This is a genomic window from Ramlibacter tataouinensis, from assembly GCF_001580455.1.
In the GTDB taxonomy this organism is placed as follows: Bacteria; Pseudomonadota; Gammaproteobacteria; order Burkholderiales; family Burkholderiaceae_C; genus Ramlibacter; species Ramlibacter tataouinensis_B.
This window is the reverse complement of the sequence record NZ_CP010951.1, coordinates 4017751-4039133: the sequence shown is the minus strand read 5'-3', so window position 1 is coordinate 4039133 and position 21383 is coordinate 4017751. Positions and strand designations below refer to the sequence as shown.

The following is a 21383-nucleotide window of genomic DNA, read 5'->3' as shown; positions in this document are numbered from 1 at the left end:
TTAGCGGTTCGTGCGCGTGCCGACCACTTCGATCTCCACGCGACGGTTCTTCGCGCGACCATCGGCGGTCTTGTTGTCGGCAACGGGCTGCTTCTCGCCCTTGCCTTCCGTGTAGACGCGGTTCTTCTCGATGCCCTTGGACACCAGGTAGGCCTTCACAGCTTCGGCGCGCTTCACCGACAGCTGCTGGTTGTAGGAGTCGCCACCCACCGAGTCGGTGTGGCCGACGGCGATGATCACCTCGAGGTTGATGCCCTGCACCTTGCTCACCAGGTCGTCCAGCTTGGCGCGGCCTTCGGGCTTGAGCACAGCCTTGTCGAAGTCGAAGAAGGCGTCGGCAGCGTAGGTGACCTTGGTGGCAGCCGGCGGCTGCGGGGCCGGCGTCGGAGCCGGGGTGGGTGCGGGCGCCGGAGCGGCCGTGGGCGGGGGCGGGGGCGGGGGCGGGACCAGCGCGCCATCGCAGCCGCGGGCAGCCGTGGCGGGCGTCCAGAAGGCGTCGCGCCAGCAGTATTCGTTGGTGCCGTTCCTCCAAACCATTTCACCGGTGCCGTTCGTCCAGTTGTCCAGACGGTTGCCACCACCAGCTGCGGCCGGGCGCGCTTGCTGCGCCACCGCAGAACCTGCCATCGCGGTCACGGCAAACAGCAAGGCCACTTTGTTCAGTTTCTTCATGGTTCTCCTCTTAAGGGGAAAAAGCCGCAGCCGCGCTGCGTAAAGAACTACGTTTATGGTGACCATCACCAAAAGCGAGTCGAATTTATTGTGCCACACGTATTTACACAATCAACTATGGACCAAAGGGGCTTCCGTAGGACAAAACCTGATAAGGAGCCGCTGTTGCTGGTTAGCGACAAGGGGTCCTAGGCCGTAAAATCAAAGGTTTCGCCCCCCGCCCTCCCCCTCCTCCTCCATGACCCCATTCGCCAGAGAAACGCTGCCCATCAGTCTCGAAGAGGAGATGCGCCGGAGCTACCTGGATTACGCCATGAGCGTGATCGTCGGGCGGGCCCTGCCGGACGCGCGCGATGGCCTCAAGCCGGTGCATCGCCGCGTGCTGTACGCGATGCACGAGCTCAACAACGACTGGAACCGGCCGTACAAGAAGTCGGCCCGTATCGTCGGCGACGTCATCGGTAAGTACCACCCGCACGGCGACCAGTCGGTGTACGACACCATCGTGCGCCTGGCGCAGGACTTCTCCATGCGCCACATGCTGGTGGACGGCCAGGGCAACTTCGGCTCGGTGGACGGCGACAACGCCGCCGCCATGCGCTACACCGAAATTCGCCTGGCCAAGATCGCGCACGAGATGCTGGCGGACATCGACAAGGAAACCGTCGATTTCGGCCCCAACTACGACGGCAGCGAAAAAGAACCGCTGGTGCTGCCCTCCCGGCTGCCCAACCTGCTGGTCAACGGCTCCGGGGGCATCGCGGTGGGCATGGCCACCAACATCCCGCCGCACAACCTGAACGAGGTGGTGGACGGCTGCCTGCACCTGCTGCGCAACCCCGAGGCCTCCATCGACGAGCTGATGGAGATCATCCCGGCGCCGGATTTCCCCACCGCCGGGATCATCTACGGCATCACCGGCGTCAAGGAAGGCTACCGGACCGGGCGCGGCAAGGTGGTGATGCGCGCCAAGTGCCACTTCGAGGACATCGACCGGGGCCAGCGGCAGGCCATCATCGTCGACGAGCTGCCCTACCAGGTCAACAAGAAGACGCTGCAGGAGCGCATGGCCGAGCTGGTCAACGAGAAGAAGATCGAGGGCATCAGCCACATCCAGGACGAGAGCGACAAGTCGGGCATGCGCCTGGTGATCGAGCTCAAGCGCGGCGAAGTGGCCGAAGTTGTCCTGAACAACCTGTACAAGCAGACCCAGCTGCAGGACACCTTCGGCATCAACATGGTGGCCCTGATCGACGGCCAGCCGAAGCTGTGCAACCTCAAGGACCTGATCGAGGTCTTCCTGCAGCACCGGCGCGAAGTCGTCACCCGCCGCACCGTCTTCAACCTGCGCAAGGCCCGCGAGCGCGGCCACGTGCTGGAAGGCCTGGCGGTGGCGCTGGCCAACATCGACGAATTCATCCGCATCATCCGCGAGTCGCCCACCCCGCCGGTGGCCAAGGCCGAGCTGATGAACCGCAGTTGGGATTCCAGCCTGGTGCGCGAGATGCTCACCCGCACGCGCGAGGACGGCGGGCGCGTCAGCGCCGACGACTACCGGCCCGAGGGCATGGACCGCGCCTACGGCATGCAGGGCGACGGCCTGTACCGCCTGTCAGACACCCAGGCACAGGAAATCCTGCAGATGCGGCTGCAGCGCCTGACCGGCCTGGAGCAGGACAAGATCGTCGCCGAGTACAAGGAAGTGATGGCGGAGATCGACGACCTGCTGGACATCCTGGCCAAGCCGGCGCGCGTCTCGGCCATCATCACAGACGAGCTCACCGCCGTCCGGAACGAGTTCGGCCAGACCAAGCTCGGGGCGCGCCGCAGTGTGGTGGAACACAACGCCCAGGACCTGGCCACCGAGGACCTGATCACGCCCACCGACATGGTGGTGACGCTCTCGCACGCCGGCTACATCAAGAGCCAGCCGCTGTCCGAATACCGCGCCCAGAAGCGCGGTGGCCGTGGCAAGCAGGCGACCCAGACCAAGGAAGACGACTGGATCGACCAGCTGTTCATCGCCAACACGCACGATTACCTGCTCGCCTTCTCCAACCGCGGCCGCCTCTACTGGCTCAAGGTGTGGGAAGTGCCGGCCGGCTCGCGCGGCTCGCGCGGGCGGCCCATCGTCAACATGTTCCCGCTGGCCGAAGGCGAGAAGATCAACGTGGTGCTGCCGCTGACCGGCGAGTTCCGCAGCTTCCCAGCGGACCACTATGTGTTCATGGCGACCTCGATGGGCACCGTCAAGAAGACGGCGCTGGACGAATTCAGCAACCCCCGCAAGGCGGGCATCATTGCCGTGGACCTCGACGCGGGCGACTACCTGATCGGCGCGGCGCTCACCGACGGCAAGCACGACGTCATGCTGTTCTCCGACGGCGGCAAGGCCGTGCGCTTCGACGAGAACGACGTGCGCCCGATGGGCCGCGCAGCACGCGGCGTGAAGGGGATGCAGCTCGATGACGGCCAGGGCGTGATCGCCATGCTGGTGGCCGAAGACGAGCAGCAAAGCGTGCTGACCGCCACCGAGAACGGCTACGGCAAGCGCACACCCATCACCGAGTACACGCGCCACGGCCGCGGCACCAAGGGAATGATCGCCATCCAGCAGAGCGAGCGCAACGGCAAGGTCGTGGCCGCCACGCTGGTGCACACCGACGACGAGATCATGCTGATCACCGACCGCGGCGTGCTGGTGCGCACCCGGGTGAGCGAGATCCGCGAACTGGGCCGCGCCACGCAGGGCGTCACCCTGATCGGCCTCGACGAAGGCTCCAAGCTCAGTGGCCTGCAGCGCATCGTCGAGAACGACGCGCAGGCCGGCGAAGCGGAGGACAACGCGGGCGCCGAGGCCGAATGAAAAAGGACCTCGCCCAGCTGCGCCTGGACATCGACGCCGTCGACCGCCAGCTGCTCGAGCTGCTCAATCGCCGGGCGGCCTTGGCCAACGAGGTGGGCGAGCTCAAGCGGGCCGAAGGTTCCCCGGTGTTCCGGCCGGAACGCGAAGCGGAAGTCATCAACAACCTGCAGGCGGCCAACGCCGGTCCGCTGAACGACCGCCGGCTCGCGGGCATCTGGCGCGAGATCATGTCGGCCTGCCGGTCCCTCGAAGCGCCGCAGCGCGTGGCCTACCTGGGCCCGGCCGGCACCTTCAGCGAGCAGGCCGCGGTGCAGTTCTTCGGCTCCAGCATCGAGCACGTGCCCTGCGTGAACTTCGACGAGGTGTTCCATGCCGCCAGCGCCGGCGCCGCCGACTTCGGCGTGGTGCCCGTCGAAAACAGCACCGAAGGCGTGGTCACGCGCTCGCTCGACCTGCTGCTGCACTCGCCGCTGCACATCGTAGGCGAGCTCAGCCTGCTGGTGCGACACCACCTGCTGCGGCTTTCGAACTCCACCGAGGGCATCGAGGTGGTGCTGGCGCATCCGCAGGCGCTGGCCCAGTGCCAGGGCTGGTTGAACAAGCACCTGCCCCAGGCCGAACGCCGCGCGGTGTCCAGCAACGCCGAGGGTGCCCGCCTGGCGGCCGGCAACCCGGCCTGGGCCGGGATCGCGAGCGAGCGGGCCGGCGCCGAGTTCGGCCTGCACGTAGCCGCTCCGGCCATCCAGGACGACTCGTTCAACCGCACGCGCTTTGCCGTGGTCTGCCTGCCCCAGGTGCTCGAAGCCCCGCAGGCCTCGGGCCGGGACTGCGTGAGCCTGGTCGTCTCGGTCCCGAACCGGCCGGGCGCCGTCCACGACATCCTGGTGCCGCTCAAGCAGCACGGCGTCTCCATGACCCGCTTCGAATCGCGCCCGGCCCGCTCGGGACAGTGGGAGTACTACTTCTACATCGACATCGAGGGCCATCCCTCGCAGCCGCATGTGGCGCAGGCCCTCAAGGACCTGCAGTCGCTGTGCGCCTTCTACAAGGTGCTGGGCACGTACCCCGTCGGCGAAGCCTGAACATGAATTTCCAAACTCCGCACCGCGCCCGCCCGCCAGGCCAGTGCCAGAACCGCCGGCGGGAGGCCTGAATGTTCGAACAACTCGGCCTCATTGGATGCGGCCTGATGGGCGGCTCCTTCGCCCTGGCCCTCAAGCGCGCGGGCCTGGTCAAGCGCGTGGTCGGCTACAGCAAGTCGCCCTCCACCACCGAGCGGGCCCGCTCCATGGGCGTGATCGACGTCGAGGCGCCGTCGGCGCTGCTGGCCGTCTCGGGCGCCGACATCGTGCTGCTCGCCGTGCCGGTATCGGCCACCGAAGCCACGCTCAAGGCCATCCGCCACCTGGTCAGCCGCGACATGCTGATCATGGACGTGGGCTCGACCAAGCGCGACGTGATCGATGCGGCGCGCCGGGTGCTGCGCGACAACATCCCCGCCTTCGTGCCCTGCCACCCGATCGCCGGCAAGGAGCTGTCGGGCGTCGACCATGCCGACCCCGAGCTGTATGCCGGCAAGCAGGTCGTCATCACGCCGATCGAGCGCACCGACCCCGCCAAGGTGCAGCGGGCGACCCAGGTCTGGGAGGCCCTGCAGTGCCAGGTGGTGCACATGACGCCCGAAGAGCATGACGCCGCCTTCGCCGCCGTCAGCCACCTGCCCCACATGATCGCGTTCGCCCTGATCAACGGCATCACCGACCAGGAGCAGGGCCGCAACTTCCTCTCGCTGGCCGGGCCGGGCTTCCGCGACTTCACCCGCATCGCGGCCGCCGAGCCGAAGATGTGGCGCGACATCCTGCTGGCCAACCGCCAGGAGTTGCTGGCCCAGTCCAAGCTATTCCAGCGCGCCCTGCTCGAGATGGAACAGATGATCGAAGGCGGCGATTCCGACGCCCTCGAGACCATGATCGAGAAGGCCAGCGATACCCGCGCCCGCTGGCGCCTCTCGCAGAAAAAGCACTGAGTCCGCGCCGCCGCGCGCGGCCCCTGCATCCCCATGTTCAACACCGAATTCCTGGACATCCCCCCGCTCGAGACCGCGGCGGGCACGGTGCGGCTGCCGGGCTCCAAGAGCATCTCCAACCGGGTGCTGCTGCTGGCGGCGCTGTGCGAGGGCACGACCACCGTGCACGACCTGCTGGACTCCGACGACACGCGCGTCATGCTCGATGCGCTGCGGGCGCTGGGCTGCGGGGTGCGCCACGACGGCGATGCGCTGCAGGTCACCGGCCTGGGCGGGCGGCCGCCGGCGCCGCACGCGCGCCTGTTCCTCGGGAACGCAGGCACGGCGATGCGGCCGCTGACGGCGGCACTGGCCGTGCTCGGTGGCGATTTCGAGCTGAGCGGCGTCGCGCGCATGCACGAGCGGCCGATCGGCGATTTGGTGGACGCCTTGCGCCAGTTGGGCTGCCGCATCGACTACCTGGGCACCGAGGGCTACCCGCCCCTGCGCATCCACCCATCCCAGCTGAAGCTCGACGCGCCGATCCAGGTACGCGGCGACGTATCCAGCCAGTTCCTGACTGCCTTGCTGATGGCGCTGCCCCTCGTGGGTCATCGTGCCCCTACGCCCGGCACTGACGTGTCCGGGCTGCCCCCCGAGCGGTCTGCCCCGCCTAGGGGCGGCCCGTCGGCGGGGCACGACATCACGATCGAAGTGGTCGGTGAGCTGATCTCCAAGCCCTACATCGAGATCACGCTCAAGCTGCTGCAGCGCTTCGGCATCAGCGTCCAGCGCGATGGCTGGCAGCGATTCGTCATCCCGGCGGGCAGCCGCTACGTTTCGCCCGGCAGCCTCCACGTGGAAGCCGATGCCTCCTCGGCCAGCTATTTCGTGGCCCTGGGCGCGATCGCCGCCCAGGTCGCGCCGCTTCGCATCGAAGGCGTCGGCGAGGCCTCGATCCAGGGCGACATCCGCTTCATCGATGCGGCCCGCCAGATGGGCGCGGTCGTGGAAAGCGGGCCGAACCACCTGGAGGTGAGCCGCGGCGCCTGGCCGCTGCGGGCCATCGACCTGGACTGCAACCACATCCCCGATGCCGCCATGACGCTGGCGGTGATGGCGCTCTACGCCGACGGGCCCAGCCTGCTGCGCAACATCGCCAGCTGGCGGGTCAAGGAAACCGACCGCATCGCCGCCATGGCGGCCGAGCTGCGCAAGCTGGGCGCGCAGGTGGACGAAGGCCCGGATTTCCTGCGGGTCGCCCCGCCGGCGGACTGGAAGCCGGCCCGCATCCACACCTACGACGACCATCGCGTGGCGATGTGCTTCTCGCTCGCGGCCTTCAACCCGGTCGGCGCGCACCTGCGCATCCTCGATCCCAAGTGCGTGGCCAAGACCTTCCCGGACTACTTCGAGACGCTGTTCTCGGTGGCGCGCACGGACGCCGCCCACGTTCCGGTGATCTGCGTCGACGGGCCCACCGCCTCGGGCAAGGGCACGCTGGCCTCCGAGCTGGCCAGCCGGCTCGGCTACCACTACCTCGACTCGGGCGCGCTCTACCGGATCACCGCCTTTGCGGCTGTTCGCGCCGGGCTCGCGCTGGATGTCGCGCATGAGCACAGCATCGCCAAGATGGCCGAAACGCTGCCGGTGCGCTTCACGGGCGGCCAGGTGCTGCTGGGCGAACTCGACGTCACCGACGCGATCCGCACCGAGGAGGCCGGCATGAACGCGTCCCGCGTGTCCGCCCTCCCTGCGGTGCGCACGGCGCTGGTGGCGCTGCAGCAGAGCTTCCGCCGCCTGCCGGGGCTGGTGGCCGACGGGCGCGACATGGGCACGGTGATCTTCCCCGACGCGCCGCTCAAGGTCTATCTCACGGCCAGCGCCGTCCAGCGCGCCGAGCGCCGCCATAAGCAATTGATTTCAAAAGGAATTTCGGCTAAACTCGCCGATCTTCGGGCCGACCTGGAAGCGCGTGACCTGCGGGACTCCTCCCGCCAGGTGGCGCCTCTCAAGCCGGCTGAAGACGCGCTCCTCCTGGATAACTCGGGCCAGTCGATCGAAGAATCGGTGGCGCAGGTGGTCCAGTGGTGGGAGCGCAAGCAAGCCTTCGGGTCCGCCTGAGGCTTGCAAAGGGTCCCCCGGTCCACGCCTTGCGCGCCAGCGCACCCCGGGCCGGTGGGGTTGTTCAACGCCAACCGCGGTTCAACGCCGCATGAAACGCCGTCCCAGTCATAGAAACGCGTGGCAATGGTGCCCCGCGGAAACCTGCGCGACGAGCAAGGAAACTGAATGTCTGAATCTTTTGCCCAACTGTTCGAAGAGTCGCTGCAGCGTGCCGAGATGCGCGCGGGCGAGGTGATCACCGCCGAAGTCGTTCGTCTCGAACACAGCTTCGTCGTCGTCAACGCCGGCCTCAAGTCCGAAGCGTACGTGCCGATCGATGAATTCAAGAACGACAAAGGCGAGATCGAAGTCCAGGTGGGCGACTTCGTCTCGGTGGCCATTGACGCCATCGAAAACGGCTACGGCGACACCATCCTGTCGCGCGACAAGGCCAAGCGCCTGGCCTCCTGGATGGCCCTGGAAAAGGCCCTGGAGTCCGGCGAATTCGTGACCGGTACCACCAGCGGCAAGGTCAAGGGCGGCCTGACGGTGCTGGTCAACGGCATCCGCGCCTTCCTGCCCGGCTCGCTGATCGACACCCGTCCGATCAAGGACCTGACCCCCTACGAGAACAAGACGCTCGAGTTCAAGGTCATCAAGCTGGACCGCAAGCGCAACAACGTGGTGCTGAGCCGCCGCGCGGTGGTCGAAGCCTCGATGGGCGAAGAGCGCGCCAAGCTGATGGAAACCCTCAAGGAAGGCTCCATCGTCCGCGGCGTGGTCAAGAACATCACCGAGTACGGCGCCTTCGTGGACCTCGGCGGCATCGACGGCCTGCTGCACATCACCGACATGGCCTGGCGCCGCGTGCGTCACCCGTCCGAGGTGGTGCAGGCCGGCCAGGAGATCACGGCCAAGATCCTCAAGTTCGACACCGAGAAGAACCGCGTCTCGCTGGGCCTCAAGCAGATGGGCGACGACCCGTGGATGGGCGTCTCGCGCCGCTACCCCACCGGCACCCGCATGTTCGGCAAGATCACGAACATCGCCGACTACGGCGCATTCGTGGAACTCGAGCCCGGCATCGAAGGCCTGGTGCACGTGTCCGAGATGGACTGGACCAACAAGAACGTCGCGCCCAGCAAGATCGTGTCGCTGGGTGACGAGGTCGAAGTCATGGTCCTGGAGATCGACGAGGACAAGCGCCGCATCAGCCTGGGCATGAAGCAGTGCAAGGCCAACCCCTGGCAGGAGTTCGCGCAGAACACCCGCCGTGGCGACCGCGTCAAGGGCCCGATCAAGTCGATCACCGACTTCGGCGTGTTCGTGGGCCTGGCTGCCGGCATCGACGGCCTGGTGCACCTGTCCGACCTGTCCTGGAACGAGCCGGGCGAGCAGGCCGTGCGCAACTACAAGAAGGGCCAGGAAGTCGACGCCATCGTGCTGGCCGTGGACGTGGACCGCGAGCGCATCAGCCTGGGCATCAAGCAGCTCGACGCCGATCCGTTCACCACCTTCACCTCGGTGCACGATAAGGGCTCCTCGGTCACCGGCAAGGTCAAGACGGTCGACGCCAAGGGCGCCGAAATCGACCTGGGCCACGAGATCTTCGGCTACCTGCGTGCTTCCGAAATCAGCCGCGACCGCGTGGAAGACGCGCGCAACGTGCTGAAGGAAGGCGACGAAGTGACGGCGGTCGTGGTCAACATCGACCGCAAGACGCGCAACATCCAGCTGTCGATCAAGGCCAAGGATATGGCCGACCAGCAGGAAGCGATGTCCAGCCTGTCCGCGCAGTCCTCGCGCGAAAGCGCCGGCACGACCAACCTGGGCGCGCTGCTCAAAGCCAAGCTGGAAAAGTAATATGGAAGGACACGGCGAGGGCACCTCGCCGTGTTTTCCGTTGTTATGACACGTTCAGACCTCGTCGAAGAACTGGCATCCCGGTTCAGCCAGCTCACCCACCGCGACGCCGAATACGCAGTCAAGACCATTCTTGACGCGATGGGCGATGCGCTGGTGCGCGGGCACCGGATCGAGATCCGCGGCTTCGGCAGCTTTTCGATCAACCGGCGGCCGCCGCGCATGGGGCGCAACCCGCGCTCCGGCGAGAGCGTGCACATCCCGGAAAAGCGGGTTCCCCACTTCAAGCCGGGCAAGGCCCTGCGCGAAGCGGTGGACCAGAGGACGCAGGAGCTGGAATCGGGGGCCTGATTCGCGCGCCCCGGCTTCCAGACCCTAGAATCCGGCGAGACCGGGAAGCCGAATGAGATATTTCGCATGGCTGCTCAAGGCAGCCATTTTTTTTACCCTCTTCGCGTTCGCGCTGAACAACCAGCAGGACGTCACTGTGCATTTCTTCTTCGGCACCTCGTGGCGCGCGCCGCTGGTGCTGGTGGTGCTGGCCGCCTTCGCGATCGGGCTGGCCATCGGCGCGCTGGGCATGGTGCCGCGCTGGTGGAAGCAGAAGGCGGCGGCACGGCGCGCGCAGCAGCGCGCCGCGGCCCTGGGCGCAGCGCCAACCCAACCCGACGAGTTCCCCACGCATGGACTTTGACTTCAGCTGGATCCTGTGGACGCTGCCGCTGGCCTTCGTGCTGGGCTGGCTGGCCTCGCGCCTGGACCTGCGCCAGCTGCGCGTGGAGAACCGGCGCGCGCCCAAGGCCTACTTCCGGGGACTCAATTTCCTGCTGAACGAACAGCAGGACCAGGCCATCGATGCCTTCATCGAGGCGGTGCGCAATGATCCGGACACCTCGGAGCTGCACTTCGCGCTGGGAAACCTGTTCCGCCGCCGGGGCGAATACGACCGCGCCGTGCGCGTGCACGAGCACCTGCTGTCGCGCGGCGACTTGAACCGTGCCGAGCGCCATCGCGCGCAGCACGCCCTGGCGCTGGATTTCCTCAAGGCCGGCCTGCTCGACCGCGCCGAAGAGGCGCTGCGCAAGCTGGAAGGCTCGGCCTACGAAGGCCAGGCGCTGCTGGCGCTGCTGGCGATCTACGAGCGCACGCGCGACTGGCCGCAGGCATCGGAGATCGCGAGCAAGCTCGAAGCCTCCGGCCAGGGCAGTTTCAGCGGCCGCCAGTCCCACTACCTGTGCGAGCAGGCGGCGCGTGCCGCCCCCCAGGAAGCGCAGCAGCTGCTGCGCCAGGCGATGAAACTGGCCCCCGAAGCCGCCCGGCCGGGCTTCGAACTGGCGGCCTTGCAGCAGCGCGCGGGCGACACCGGGGCCGCCTTCGACACCCTGGCGCGACTCGCGCAGTCCGTGCCGGCGGCGATCCCGCTGGTGGCCAAGCCGCTCGCCGAGGCCGCCGCGGCCACCGGCCGCCGCGCCGAGGCGCTGGACATCCTGCAAGCGGGCTATGAGCTCTCGCACTCGCTCGACGTGCTCGACGCCATCGTGACGCTGGCGCCCGACGCCACGGCGGCACGCGACAAGTATGTGGAGCACCTCAAGCGCGAACCCTCGCTGGTGGCCGCGTCCAAGTGGCTCAGCAGCGAGAAGCTGGAGCACGAGCAGTTCCATCCGCTGGTTCAGAACGCCCTGGACCATGCAGCCAAGCCGCTCACGCGCTATCGTTGTGCAGCCTGCGGCTTCGAGGCCAAGCAGCATTTCTGGCAATGCCCCGGCTGCCAGGCCTGGGACAGTTACCCCGCGCGCCGCGTGGAGGAGCTATGACCACCCCCGAAGCGGCCTGCGGCCGCCTCCCCCTCAAGAGTTACCCATGAGCCATCCATCCAGGGAACAACTGACCAAGGCACGCGTGCTGGTCGTCGGCGATGCCATGCTCGATCGCTACTGGCATGGCGCCGTCGAACGCATCTCGCCCGAGGCGCCGGTGCCCGTGGTCAAGGTCAACCGCGAGGAAGAACGGATCGGCGCCGCCGCCAACGTCGCCTACAACGTCGTGACGCTGGGCGCCAAGGCCGCGTTCCTGGGCGTGGTCGGCGACGACGAGCCGGGCCACCGCCTGGAAGCCCTGCTGCGCGGCACCGGCATCGACACCCATCTCAAGCGCGACGCCGGCCTGAACACCACGGTGAAGCTGCGCGTGATCGGGCGCCACCAGCAGTTGCTGCGCATGGACTTCGAGAACGAGCCCGACCATGAGGCGCTGGCCCTGCAGAACGAGACCTTCGCCGAGCTCGCGCCGCGGCACGACGCCGTGCTGTTCTCCGACTACGGCAAGGGCGGCCTCGCGCACATCCCGAAGATGATCAGCCTGGCGCGGGCCGCCGGCAAGCCGGTGCTGATCGACCCCAAGGGCTCGGACTACGAGCGTTACAGCGGTGCGACGGTAATCACCCCCAACCGCGCCGAGTTGCAGGTGGTCGTGGGCAGTTGGAAGGACGACAATGAACTGCGCGCCAAGGCGCAGCAGCTGCGCGATGCGCTGCGGCTGGATGCCCTGCTGGTCACCCTGGGCGAGGACGGCATGACGCTGTTCGACGCGCAGGGCGAACTGCACGTGGATGCCAACGCGCGCGAGGTGTTCGACGTGACCGGCGCCGGCGACACGGTGATCGCCACGCTCGCCGCCCTGGTGGCCGCCGGCATGCCGCTGCGCCAGGCCATGCCGCTGGCGAACAAGGCCGGCGGCATCGTGGTCGGCAAGTTCGGCACGGCCACCGTGTCCTACGAGGAGTTGTTCGGATGAGCGCAGCGCAGAACCGCTTCAAGCAAGCGAACGCCCCCTTGGGGGGCAGCCCGGCAGAGCCGGGCTTGGGGGCCACATGACGAAGTATGTAGTGACCGGCGCCGCCGGATTCATTGGAAGCAACATCGTCAAGGGACTGAACGCCCGCGGCATCGACGACATCATTGCCGTCGACGACCTCACGCACGGCGACAAGTTCCGCAACCTGGCGGACCTGAAGATTGCCGACTACGTCGACATGGACATGTTCTACGAGCTGTTCGCCGAAGGCCGCTTCGGCAAGGTCGAGGCCGTGTTCCACGAGGGCGCCTGCAGCGACACCATGGAAAGCGACGGCAAGTACATGATGGACAACAACTACACCTTGTCCTGCGGCCTCTTCCGCGCCTGCCAGGAACAGGGCGCGCGCCTGCTGTACGCGTCTTCGGCGGCGACCTATGGCGGCTCCGACACCTTCCGCGAAGCGCCGGAATGCGAGCGCCCTCTCAACGTGTACGGCTACTCCAAGCTTCTGTTCGACCAGCGGATGCGGCGCGAACTGGGTCCCGGCCTGGCGGGCGCCGGCCGCAGCCAGGGCCGGCAGGTGGCGGGGTTCCGCTACTTCAACGTGTACGGCCCGCGCGAACAGCACAAGGGCCGCATGGCCAGCGTGGCCTTCCACCAGTTCAACCAGTTCCGGGCCGAGGGCAAGGTCAAGCTGTTCGGCCAGTACGGCGGCTACGGCGCCGGCGAGCAGGTGCGCGACTTCGTCTACATCGACGACGTGGTGGCGGTGAACCTGTGGTTCCTGGACCATCCCGACAAGAGCGGCATCTTCAACCTGGGCAGCGGGCGCGCCCAACCCTTCAACGATGTGGCGGCGGCAGTGCTGAACGCGCTGGGCAACGCCGGTGACGCCCCGCGCACGGCGGCCGATTTCGCGCGCCAGGGCCTGATCGAGTACATCCCCTTCCCCGACGCCCTGCGCGGCAAGTACCAGTGCTTCACCCAGGCCGATCTCGGCGCCTTGCGCGCGGCCGGTTGCGAGCACGAGTTCGCCAACGTGCAGACGGGCGTGGCGCGCTACATGGCCGAGCTGGCCCGCGCGTAAACCCCAGCCAGTCAACCCGCCGTGTGGCCCGTCCGTTAGGGCGGCAGGCCTGCAGACCTTCTGCGGCCTGACCGTCCACCATCCGAAGGAGTGACAGATGTTGAAGAAAATCCTGGCCCTGCTGGTCATGCTCTACGCCACGCTGGCCATGGCCGCCGTCGATGTGAACAAGGCCACCGACGCGCAGCTCGATGGCGTCAAGGGCATCGGCCCGACCACCAGCAAGCAGATCCTCGACGAGCGCAAGAAGGGCGAATTCAAGAGCTGGGAAGACCTGATCTCCCGCGTCAAGGGCATCGGCGAGAAGAAGGCCGAGGCGCTGTCCAAGGAAGGCCTGACCGTCAATGGCGCGGCCTACAAGCCCGCTGCCGCCAAGAAGGACGAAAAGAAGGAAGAAAAGAAGGACACCAAGGCCGCGGCGAAGGACGAGAAGAAGGACGCCAAGGCTGACGCCAGCAAGGGCACCGCGAGCGCTGCCAAGGCCGACGCCGCCAAGCCGGCCGCCAGCGCCAAGAAGTAGGCGGTCCGCGCCACCAGAGAAAAGCCCGCCAATGGCGGGCTTTTTCATTCGCGTTCCCCCTCAGGGCTTCCCGAATCCACCCCCGCCGGGCGTGTGGACCTCGAAGATGTCGCCCGGCTTCATCTCGGCCTGGCCGATGTGCCCGAGCTGCTCTTCGGAGCCATTGGCGCGCACAACGCGGTTGACACCCACCAGGCCGGGCCGGCCACCGGCCATGCCGAAGGCGCCGTGCTTGCGGCCGTTGGACAGGATGCTCGCGGTCATGGCCTCGAGGAAGCGCACCCGGCGCACGCCGCCGTCGCCGCCCTTCCACTGCCCGGCGCCGCCCGACCCTTTTCGGATCTGGTAGCTCTCCAGGCGCACCGGGAAGCGGAACTCCAGCACCTCGGGGTCGGTCAGGCGCGAGTTCGTCATGTGCGCCTGCACGACGCTGGTGCCGTCGAAGCCATCGCCCGCGCCGCTGCCGCCCGAGATGGTCTCGTAATACTGGTGGCGTTCATTGCCGAAGGTGAAGTTGTTCATCGTGCACTGGCTGGCGGCCATCACGCCCAGCGCGCCATAGAGGGCGTTGGTGATGCACATCGACGTTTCCACGTTGCCGGCGACCACCGACGCGGGCGGATTCGGGTTGAGCATGGAGCCGGGCGGGATGATGACCTTCAGCGGCTTGAGGCAGCCGGCGTTCAGCGGGATCTCGTCGTCCACCAGCGTGCGGAACACGTACAGCACCGCCGCCATGCACACCGCCGTCGGCGCATTGAAGTTGTTGAGCTGCTGCTCCGACGTCCCGGTGAAGTCGATCTCGGCGCTGCGATTGGCGGCGTCGACGCGGATCCCCACCTCGATCTGCGCGCCGTTGTCCAGCGGCAGCGTGAACCGGCTGTCCTTCAGCTTCGTGATCACGCGGCGCACCGATTCCTCGGCGTTGTCCTGCACATGCTTCATGTAGGCCTGCACGACGTCCAGGCCGAACTGCTCGACCATCTTGCGCAGCTCCTGCACGCCTTTCTCGTTGGCCGCGATCTGTGCCTTGAGGTCGGCCAGGTTCTGCCCGGGATTGCGCGAGGGGTGTTTACCGCTTCGCAGCAGCTCCAGCATCTCCTGCTCGCGAAGCTCACCGCGGTCCACCAGTTTGACGTTGTTGATCTGCACGCCCTCCTCCTCGATCAGCGTCGAGAAGGGCGGCATCGAGCCGGGCGTGGTGCCGCCGATGTCGGCATGGTGGCCGCGCGAACCGACGTAGAACAGGGGACGTTCCTGGGCCGCAGCGCCCCCACCCCCGCCCTCCCCCGGAAGGGGAGGTAGAGCATCCCCGGATCCCTGAGCCCCCTCCCCCGCCGGGGGAGGGTTGGGGAGGGGGCGCCCCTTAAGCAAATACACCGGCGTGATGACGGTGACGTCCGGCAAGTGCGTTCCGCCGTGATAGGGGTCATTGAGCACGTACACGTCGCCCGGTGACATGCGGCCCGCGTTCTCGCGGATCACCGTCTTGATGCTTTCGCCCATCGAACCCAGGTGCACCGGCATGTGGGGCGCGTTGGCGATCAGGTTGCCCTCCTGGTCGAACAGGGCGCAGGAAAAGTCCAGCCGCTCCTTGATGTTCACCGAGTAGGCGGTGTTCTGCAGTTGCAGGCCCATCTGCTCGGCGATGTTCATGAACAGGTTGTTGAACACCTCCAGCAGCACGGGGTCTACGCGCGTGCCCGCCGCAAAGCGCTGTGCACGCGGGACACGGCGGTCCAGCACGATGTGGTCCAGCGCCGTGAGCTGCGCTTCCCAGCCGGGCTCAACGACGGTGGTCGCGTTCTTCTCGGCGATGATCGCCGGCCCCGGGATGATGTCGCCGGCGCGCAGGTCCTCGCGCACCACCAGCGCCGCCTCGTGCCACTCTCCGCCCGAGTACATGCGCACGGTTTCGCGGCGCGGCACCTCGCGCACCGGATGCATCTGCTGCCGCGGCTCGACCGGCGCATCGCCGGCAAGCACGGCCTCGACCGAAACGGCCTCGACCATCATTCCCTTGCCCTGCATCAGGAAAGCGAAGCGCTGGCGGTACGCGGCTTCGAAATTCGCGACGATGGCCGGGAGATCGCCGAAGGGCACGACCAGCGCCGAGTCGCTGCCCTGGTAGCGGACGTGGACACGCTGGTGCACGGTGGCCGCCCCCGGGTTGGCTTGCTGCTTCCCGAGCTCGGCCTCTGCCGTGGCGCCCAGCGCGGCCAGCCGTTCGGCGATCAGCGGCAGCGAGCGCGGGTCCAGCGGCAGTTCGATCGCTTCCTCGCGGATCACGTTCTGGTCCGCCAGGCCCATGCCGTAGGCCGACAGCACCCCGGCCAGCGGGTGCACGAACACGCGGCTCATGCCGAGTGCATCGGCCACCAGGCAGGCATGCTGGCCGCCGGCACCGCCGAAGCACTGCAGCGTGTAGCGGGTGACGTCGTAGCCGCGCGCCACCGAGATCTTCTTGATCGCGTTGGCCATCTGCTGCACGGCGATGTTGATGAAGCCCTCGGCGACCGCTTCCGCGCTGCGGCCGGTCCGGGCCGCGAGCTCGCCGAACTTCGATTGCACGATGTCGGACGACAGCGCCTCGTCGGCCTTCGGGCCGAACACCCTGGGAAAGTAGCGCGGCTGGATCTTGCCGACCATCACGTTCGCGTCGGTCACCGCCAGCGGGCCCTGGCGCCGGTAGCTGGCCGGCCCGGGGTTGGCCCCCGCGCTCTCGGGCCCTACCCGGAAGCGCGAGCCGTCGAAGCCGAGGATGGAGCCGCCGCCCGCCGCCACCGTGTGGATGCTCATCATGGGCGCGCGCATGCGCACGCCGGCAACCTGCGTCTCGAACTCGCGCTCGAACTCGCCGGCGTAGTGCGACACGTCGGTCGAGGTGCCGCCCATGTCGAAGCCGATCACCTTGGCGTGGCCGCCCAGCTGCGCGGTGCGCGCCATGCCGACGATGCCGCCCGCGGGGCCGGACAGGATCGCGTCCTTGCCCTGGAAGGCATGGGCATCCGTGAGCCCGCCGGAAGACTGCATGAAGAACAGCTTCACGCCCGGCATTTCACCGGCCACCTGCTCCACGTAGCGGCGCAGGATTGGCGACAGGTAGGCATCGACCACCGTGGTGTCGCCGCGGCTCACGAACTTCATCATCGGGCTGGTCTCGTGCGAGGTGCTCACCTGCGTGTAGCCCAGCTCCCGCGCGATGGCTGCGGCCAGCTTCTCGTGCTCGCTGTAGCGGTAGCCATGCATGAACACGATCGCGACGCTGCGAAGGCCCCGGTCGTACGCGGCCTGCAGCTCGCCGCGCAGCGACGGCTGGTCCAGCGCCTGGATGACCTCGCCGGTGGCCCCGACGCGTTCCTGCGCTTCGATCACGGTCTGGTACAGCAGTTCGGGCAGCACGATGTGCCGGTCGAACAGGCGCGGGCGGTTCTGGTAGGCGATGCGCAGCGCGTCGCGGAAGCCGAGCGTCGTCACCAGCACGGTCGGCTCGCCCTTGCGTTCGAGCAGGGCGTTGGTGGCCACCGTCGTTCCCATCTTCACGCACTCGACCCGGTCGGGGGTCACCGGCTCGCCCGGCTTCAGGTCCAACAGATGGCGGATGCCCGCAACCGCGGCATCGCGGTACTGCTCAGGGTTGTCCGACAGCAGCTTGTGCGTGACCAGCGTGCCGTCCGGCCGCTTGGCCACGACGTCGGTGAAGGTTCCGCCGCGGTCGATCCAGAACTGCCAGCGGCCGGAAGGAGAAGTCGTTGTTTCCTGCATAAGGTTTTCGGTGGATTCGAATGTCAAGCGCGGATCCGCGTCCGTTTTACCTCTTCTCGCGCGGCAGGTGGCTACCCTTGAAGGGCGCCAACAGGGCCGGCGACTGCAGCAGCGACCAGGTGCGCAGGCCGGTCGCACGCTCGATGAGCCGCGCGTAGGGCGGCATGTTGGTGCATTCCAGCACCAGGTCGGTCAGCTGCGGCGCACGCAGCTTCAGGCGCTGCGCTGCGGCGAGGACATCGGTCGCGGCGGCGACGATGTCGATGCGGGGCTCGTTTCCCAGGAAGGTGCGGGCGAAGGCGCCCCCCGGCTCGACCCCCTCGACCGCGACGTCCGCCAGCCGGGACGCCGGCACGCCCGCCGCTTCCAGGAACTCCTCGCCCAGGTGCTCGGCGCTGATGGTCAGCACCCCGACCTGCCGCTGCTCTTCCAGCAGCCCCGGCAGCAGCATCAGGCTGGAGCTCACCACCGGCACCCGGGCGGCGGCCTGCAGGCGCTGCTGCAGGAGCACCAGGAAGCCGCAACTCGTCGTGATGGCGGCCGCACCTTCAAGCTCCAGCTGGTGCATCGCGGCACGGAAGGGCTCGAACAGCCCGGCCGCGCGCTGGCCGGCGGCGCCCTGCACCGCGTCGCGGGGGCCTGCGCCCCGCACCACGCGCGTGAGCGTGGGCACCGGAAAAGACGCGGGATTGCCGATGTCGCCCGGGAGACGCGGAAAGCGCGTGTCCAGCGTCAGCACGCCCAGAAACGCCGCCGGTCTGGATGGAAACACGTATGGCGCCGGCGCGGCACTTGCATTTATTCTCGGCCCATCATCCATCGGCCCATTCTCCCGGAGAGACCATGAAACTCAAACACTTCCTGGCCACCACCGCCCTCACCGTGGCGACGGGCGCGTTCGCCCAGACCAAGTGGGACCTGCCGGCGGCCTATCCCGCGACCAACTTCCATACGGAGAACCTGTCGCAGTTCGCCGGCGAGGTGGACAAGGCGACCGGCGGCAAGCTCAAGATCACCGTGCACGCCAATGCGTCCCTGTTCAAGGCCAATGAAATCAAGCGCGCGGTGCAAAGCGGGCAGGCGCCGATCGGCGAGGTGCTGCTGGTCAACTTCGAGAACGAGAACCCGATCTACGGGGTCGACGGCATCCCCTTCCTGGCCACCAGCTATGCCGATTCGCGCAAGCTGGCCGCCGCGCAGAAGCCCCTCCTCGACAAGCTGCTGGCCGCCCAGGGCATGAAGCTGCTCTACACCGTGGCCTGGCCGCCGCAGGGGATCTATGCGAACAAGGAGCTCACCTCGGTCGCTGACATGCGAGGCCTGAAGTGGCGCGCCTACAGCCCGGCGACGGCCAAGATCGCGGAACTGGTCGGCGCCCAGCCGGTGACCGTCCAGGCCGCCGAACTGTCGCAGGCGCTGGCCACCGGCGTGGTCAACAGCTACATGAGCTCGGGCTCCACCGGTTACGACTCCAAGACCTACGAGAGCATCAAGCAGTGGTACGACACCCAGGCGTGGCTCCCCAAAAACGCCGTGATCGTGAACCAGAAGGCCTTCGACGCGCTGGACAAGCCCACGCAGGAGGCGGTGCTCAAGGCCGCCGCGGAAGCCGAGAACCGCGGCTGGAAGCTGAGCGAAGAAAAGAACGAGTGGTACAAGAAGGCACTGGCCGAGAAAGGCATGAAGATCGTGAAGCCCGCGCCCAAGCTGATGGCTGACCTCCAGCAGGTGGGCGCGATCATGCTGGCCGACTGGGAAAAGAAGGCCGGCGCCGATGGTGCCGCCCTGATCAAGAACTTCCGCGGCCAGAAATAACGGGCCCGACGTGCGGCGCTTCCTCGACCGCCTGTACTACGCATCCGGCGCCATTGGCGCCGTTTTCGTAGCTCTCATCTGCGTGCTGATGATCGCGCAAAGCATCCTGCGCGAGTTCCAGGTGCGCACCGGCGCGGTCAATGACGTGGTGGCCTGGTTCTGCGCCGCCGCCTCGTTCTTCGCCATGGCGCATGCGTTCAAGCATGGCGACTTCGTGCGCGTCACGCTGCTGCTGGAGCACGTTGGCGAGCGCACGCGGCGCGCCCTGGAGATCACGGCGCTGGCGATCGGGGCGGTAGCGGTGGGCTACCTCAGCTGGTGGGCCAACAAGTTCACCTACGACAGCTGGGTCTTCAAGGAAGTCGCGCAGGGCCTGCTGCCGATCCCGATCTGGATCCCGCAGGCCAGCTTCGCCCTGGGGTCGCTGCTGCTGTTCGTGGCGGTGGTCGACGAGCTCGTGATCGTGCTGCGCGGCGGCAAGCCCAGTTATGTGGCCGCCGTCGAAGAGCGGCACGCCCACGGCGACTTCTCTTCCGACGTCTAGGGGCCCCTCATCATGGACATCCTGTTCGTCGGCGGCCTGCTCCTCCTGATCATGATGCTGCTGCTGTCCGGCGGCGTCTGGATCGCGATGACGCTGGCGATCTGCGGCTGGGTCGGCCAGGCCTTCTTCACCAGCACCACGCCCGGCAACAACCTGTTCTCCTCGTTCTGGGAATCCAACGCCTCGTGGGAACTGGCGGCGCTGCCGCTGTTCATCTGGATGGGCGAGATCCTGTTTCGCAGCAAGCTGTCGGAGGAGATGTTCGAGGGCCTGCGGCCCTGGCTCAACCGCATCCCCGGCCGCCTGATGCACACCACCATCCTGGGCTGCGGCATCTTCGGTTCGGTGTCGGGCTCTTCAGCGGCGACCTGCGCGACCATCTCCAAGGTGGCGCTGCCGGAACTGAACCGGCGGGGCTATGACGAGCGGATCACGCTCGGTTCGCTCGCCACCGCCGGGACGCTCGGCATCCTGATTCCGCCTTCCATCACCATGGTGGTCTACGCGGTGGCGGCCGATGCCTCCATCATCCGCATCTTCCTGGCCGGCTTCCTGCCGGGCTTCCTGCTGATGGCGCTGTTCTCCGGCTACATCATCTGGTGGAGCCTGCGTCATCCTGAGCGGGTGCCCGCCGCCGACCCCCCAACGAGCTTCATGGAGAAGATCCGCCGCTCGGGCAACCTGATCCCCTGCGGCGCGCTGATCATCTTCATCGTCTGGGTGCTCATTTCCGGCTACGCGACCGCCACCGAGTGCGCAGCTTACGGGGTGGTGGGAGCACTGGCCCTGGCCTGGTGGAGCAAGTCGCTGACCTGGCGCAACTTCTGGGAAGGCCTGATGGGCACGACGCGCACCAGCTGCATGATCATGTTCATCCTGGCCGGCGCCGCGTTCCTCACCAAGACCATGGCCTTCACCGGCATCCCGCGCGAACTGGCGATCTGGGTCGATTCGATGCACCTGTCGCCCTATGTACTGATCGCGGTGCTGACGCTGGTCTACCTGATCCTGGGCACCGCGCTGGACGGCATCAGCATGATCGTGCTGACCAGCGCCGTGGTGCTGCCCATGATCCAGAAGGCCGGGTTCGACCTGGTCTGGTTCGGCATCTTCGTCGTGCTGCTGGTCGAGATCGCCGAGGTCACGCCGCCGGTCGGCTTCAACCTGTTCGTGCTGCAGAACATGACGGGCAAGGACAGCAACACCATCGCCCGGGCCGCCATCCCCTTCTTCGCCTGCCTGGTGGTCGCCATCGTGCTGATCACCGTGTTCCCGCAGATCGTGACGATCCTGCCGGACCTGGTGATGGGCAAGGAAAAATAGCTAGGGCCTGTTAACAGG

Annotated in this window: 17 protein-coding genes; 14 read left to right on the top strand and 3 right to left on the bottom strand. The window is 67.3% G+C overall.

Going from position 1 to position 21383, the window contains the following annotated elements:
- Positions 1 to 672 (bottom strand): outer membrane protein OmpA, encoded by a 672-nt coding sequence (gene ompA / locus UC35_RS18725; protein WP_061502367.1) that lies wholly within the window; start codon positions 670 to 672, stop codon positions 1 to 3.
- Positions 673 to 910: 238 nt separating this feature from the next.
- On the opposite strand from ompA, the gene gyrA reads away from it, so the two are divergent.
- The 11 genes from gyrA (at position 911) to UC35_RS18670 (ending at position 13918) form a co-directional block, all read left to right on the top strand.
- Entirely contained in the window at positions 911 to 3538 is a 2628-nt protein-coding gene (gene gyrA, locus UC35_RS18720; RefSeq protein WP_061502365.1) for a DNA gyrase subunit A, read from the top strand.
- The gene (gene pheA, locus UC35_RS18715; protein ID WP_061502363.1) at positions 3535 to 4620 is read left to right on the top strand and encodes a prephenate dehydratase; all 1086 of its coding nucleotides are present in this window, start codon (positions 3535 to 3537) and stop codon (positions 4618 to 4620) included. Before gyrA ends, pheA begins: the two co-directional genes overlap by 4 nt.
- 71 nt (positions 4621 to 4691) lie before the next feature.
- Positions 4692 to 5564: a prephenate dehydrogenase gene (locus tag UC35_RS18710; RefSeq protein WP_061502360.1), complete on the top strand. Its 873-nt coding sequence runs from the start codon at positions 4692 to 4694 to the stop codon at positions 5562 to 5564.
- A gap of 33 nt (positions 5565 to 5597) precedes the next feature.
- Positions 5598 to 7667: a bifunctional 3-phosphoshikimate 1-carboxyvinyltransferase/cytidylate kinase gene (locus UC35_RS18705; RefSeq protein WP_061502359.1), complete on the top strand. Its 2070-nt coding sequence runs from the start codon at positions 5598 to 5600 to the stop codon at positions 7665 to 7667.
- 168 nt (positions 7668 to 7835) lie between these two features.
- Complete coding sequence (gene rpsA, locus UC35_RS18700) at positions 7836 to 9512, top strand: 30S ribosomal protein S1 (protein ID WP_061502356.1); 1677 nt, start codon at positions 7836 to 7838, stop codon at positions 9510 to 9512.
- A gap of 45 nt (positions 9513 to 9557) precedes the next feature.
- Positions 9558 to 9863 carry an integration host factor subunit beta gene (locus UC35_RS18695; protein WP_061502354.1) on the top strand — a complete coding sequence of 102 codons (306 nt, stop codon included), beginning with the start codon at positions 9558 to 9560 and terminating at the stop codon, positions 9861 to 9863.
- Between the two features lie 52 nt (positions 9864 to 9915).
- Entirely contained in the window at positions 9916 to 10206 is a 291-nt protein-coding gene (locus UC35_RS18690; protein ID WP_061502352.1) for a lipopolysaccharide assembly LapA domain-containing protein, read from the top strand.
- A complete protein-coding gene (gene lapB / locus UC35_RS18685; protein WP_061502350.1) occupies positions 10196 to 11329 on the top strand; it encodes a lipopolysaccharide assembly protein LapB in 1134 nt (377 codons plus the stop codon). The genes UC35_RS18690 and lapB overlap by 11 nt, the downstream gene beginning before the upstream one ends.
- A 46-nt stretch (positions 11330 to 11375) precedes the next feature.
- On the top strand, positions 11376 to 12308 hold the full coding sequence (gene rfaE1, locus UC35_RS18680) for a D-glycero-beta-D-manno-heptose-7-phosphate kinase (protein ID WP_082793378.1): 933 nt from the start codon (positions 11376 to 11378) through the stop codon (positions 12306 to 12308).
- A 76-nt stretch (positions 12309 to 12384) separates the two neighbouring features.
- Positions 12385 to 13398, top strand: a complete 1014-nt coding sequence (rfaD, locus tag UC35_RS18675) for an ADP-glyceromanno-heptose 6-epimerase (RefSeq protein WP_061502346.1) — start codon at positions 12385 to 12387, stop codon at positions 13396 to 13398.
- A gap of 97 nt (positions 13399 to 13495) precedes the next feature.
- The gene (locus UC35_RS18670; protein WP_061502344.1) at positions 13496 to 13918 is read left to right on the top strand and encodes a ComEA family DNA-binding protein; all 423 of its coding nucleotides are present in this window, start codon (positions 13496 to 13498) and stop codon (positions 13916 to 13918) included.
- A gap of 60 nt (positions 13919 to 13978) precedes the next feature.
- Here the strand turns inward: UC35_RS18670 and UC35_RS18665 are convergent, their stop codons facing one another.
- Together UC35_RS18665 and UC35_RS18660 are read right to left on the bottom strand one after the other, a co-directional pair.
- Positions 13979 to 17683: a hydantoinase B/oxoprolinase family protein gene (locus UC35_RS18665; protein ID WP_061502342.1), complete on the bottom strand. Its 3705-nt coding sequence runs from the start codon at positions 17681 to 17683 to the stop codon at positions 13979 to 13981.
- Positions 17684 to 17729: 46 nt separating this feature from the next.
- Complete coding sequence (locus tag UC35_RS18660; RefSeq protein ID WP_227820379.1) at positions 17730 to 18455, bottom strand: aspartate/glutamate racemase family protein; 726 nt, start codon at positions 18453 to 18455, stop codon at positions 17730 to 17732.
- A 71-nt stretch (positions 18456 to 18526) separates the two neighbouring features.
- On the opposite strand from UC35_RS18660, the gene UC35_RS18655 reads away from it, so the two are divergent.
- Genes UC35_RS18655 through UC35_RS18645 form a run of 3 tightly spaced genes read left to right on the top strand, consistent with a single transcriptional unit; the run spans position 18527 to position 21365 of the window.
- On the top strand, positions 18527 to 19498 hold the full coding sequence (locus tag UC35_RS18655) for a TRAP transporter substrate-binding protein (RefSeq protein WP_061502339.1): 972 nt from the start codon (positions 18527 to 18529) through the stop codon (positions 19496 to 19498).
- 10 nt (positions 19499 to 19508) lie between these two features.
- Positions 19509 to 20042, top strand: coding sequence for a TRAP transporter small permease (locus UC35_RS18650; RefSeq protein ID WP_061502337.1), 534 nt, complete (start codon positions 19509 to 19511; stop codon positions 20040 to 20042).
- 12 nt (positions 20043 to 20054) lie between these two features.
- Positions 20055 to 21365, top strand: a complete 1311-nt coding sequence (locus UC35_RS18645; protein ID WP_061502335.1) for a TRAP transporter large permease — start codon at positions 20055 to 20057, stop codon at positions 21363 to 21365.
- Positions 21366 to 21383 lie beyond the last annotated feature (18 nt).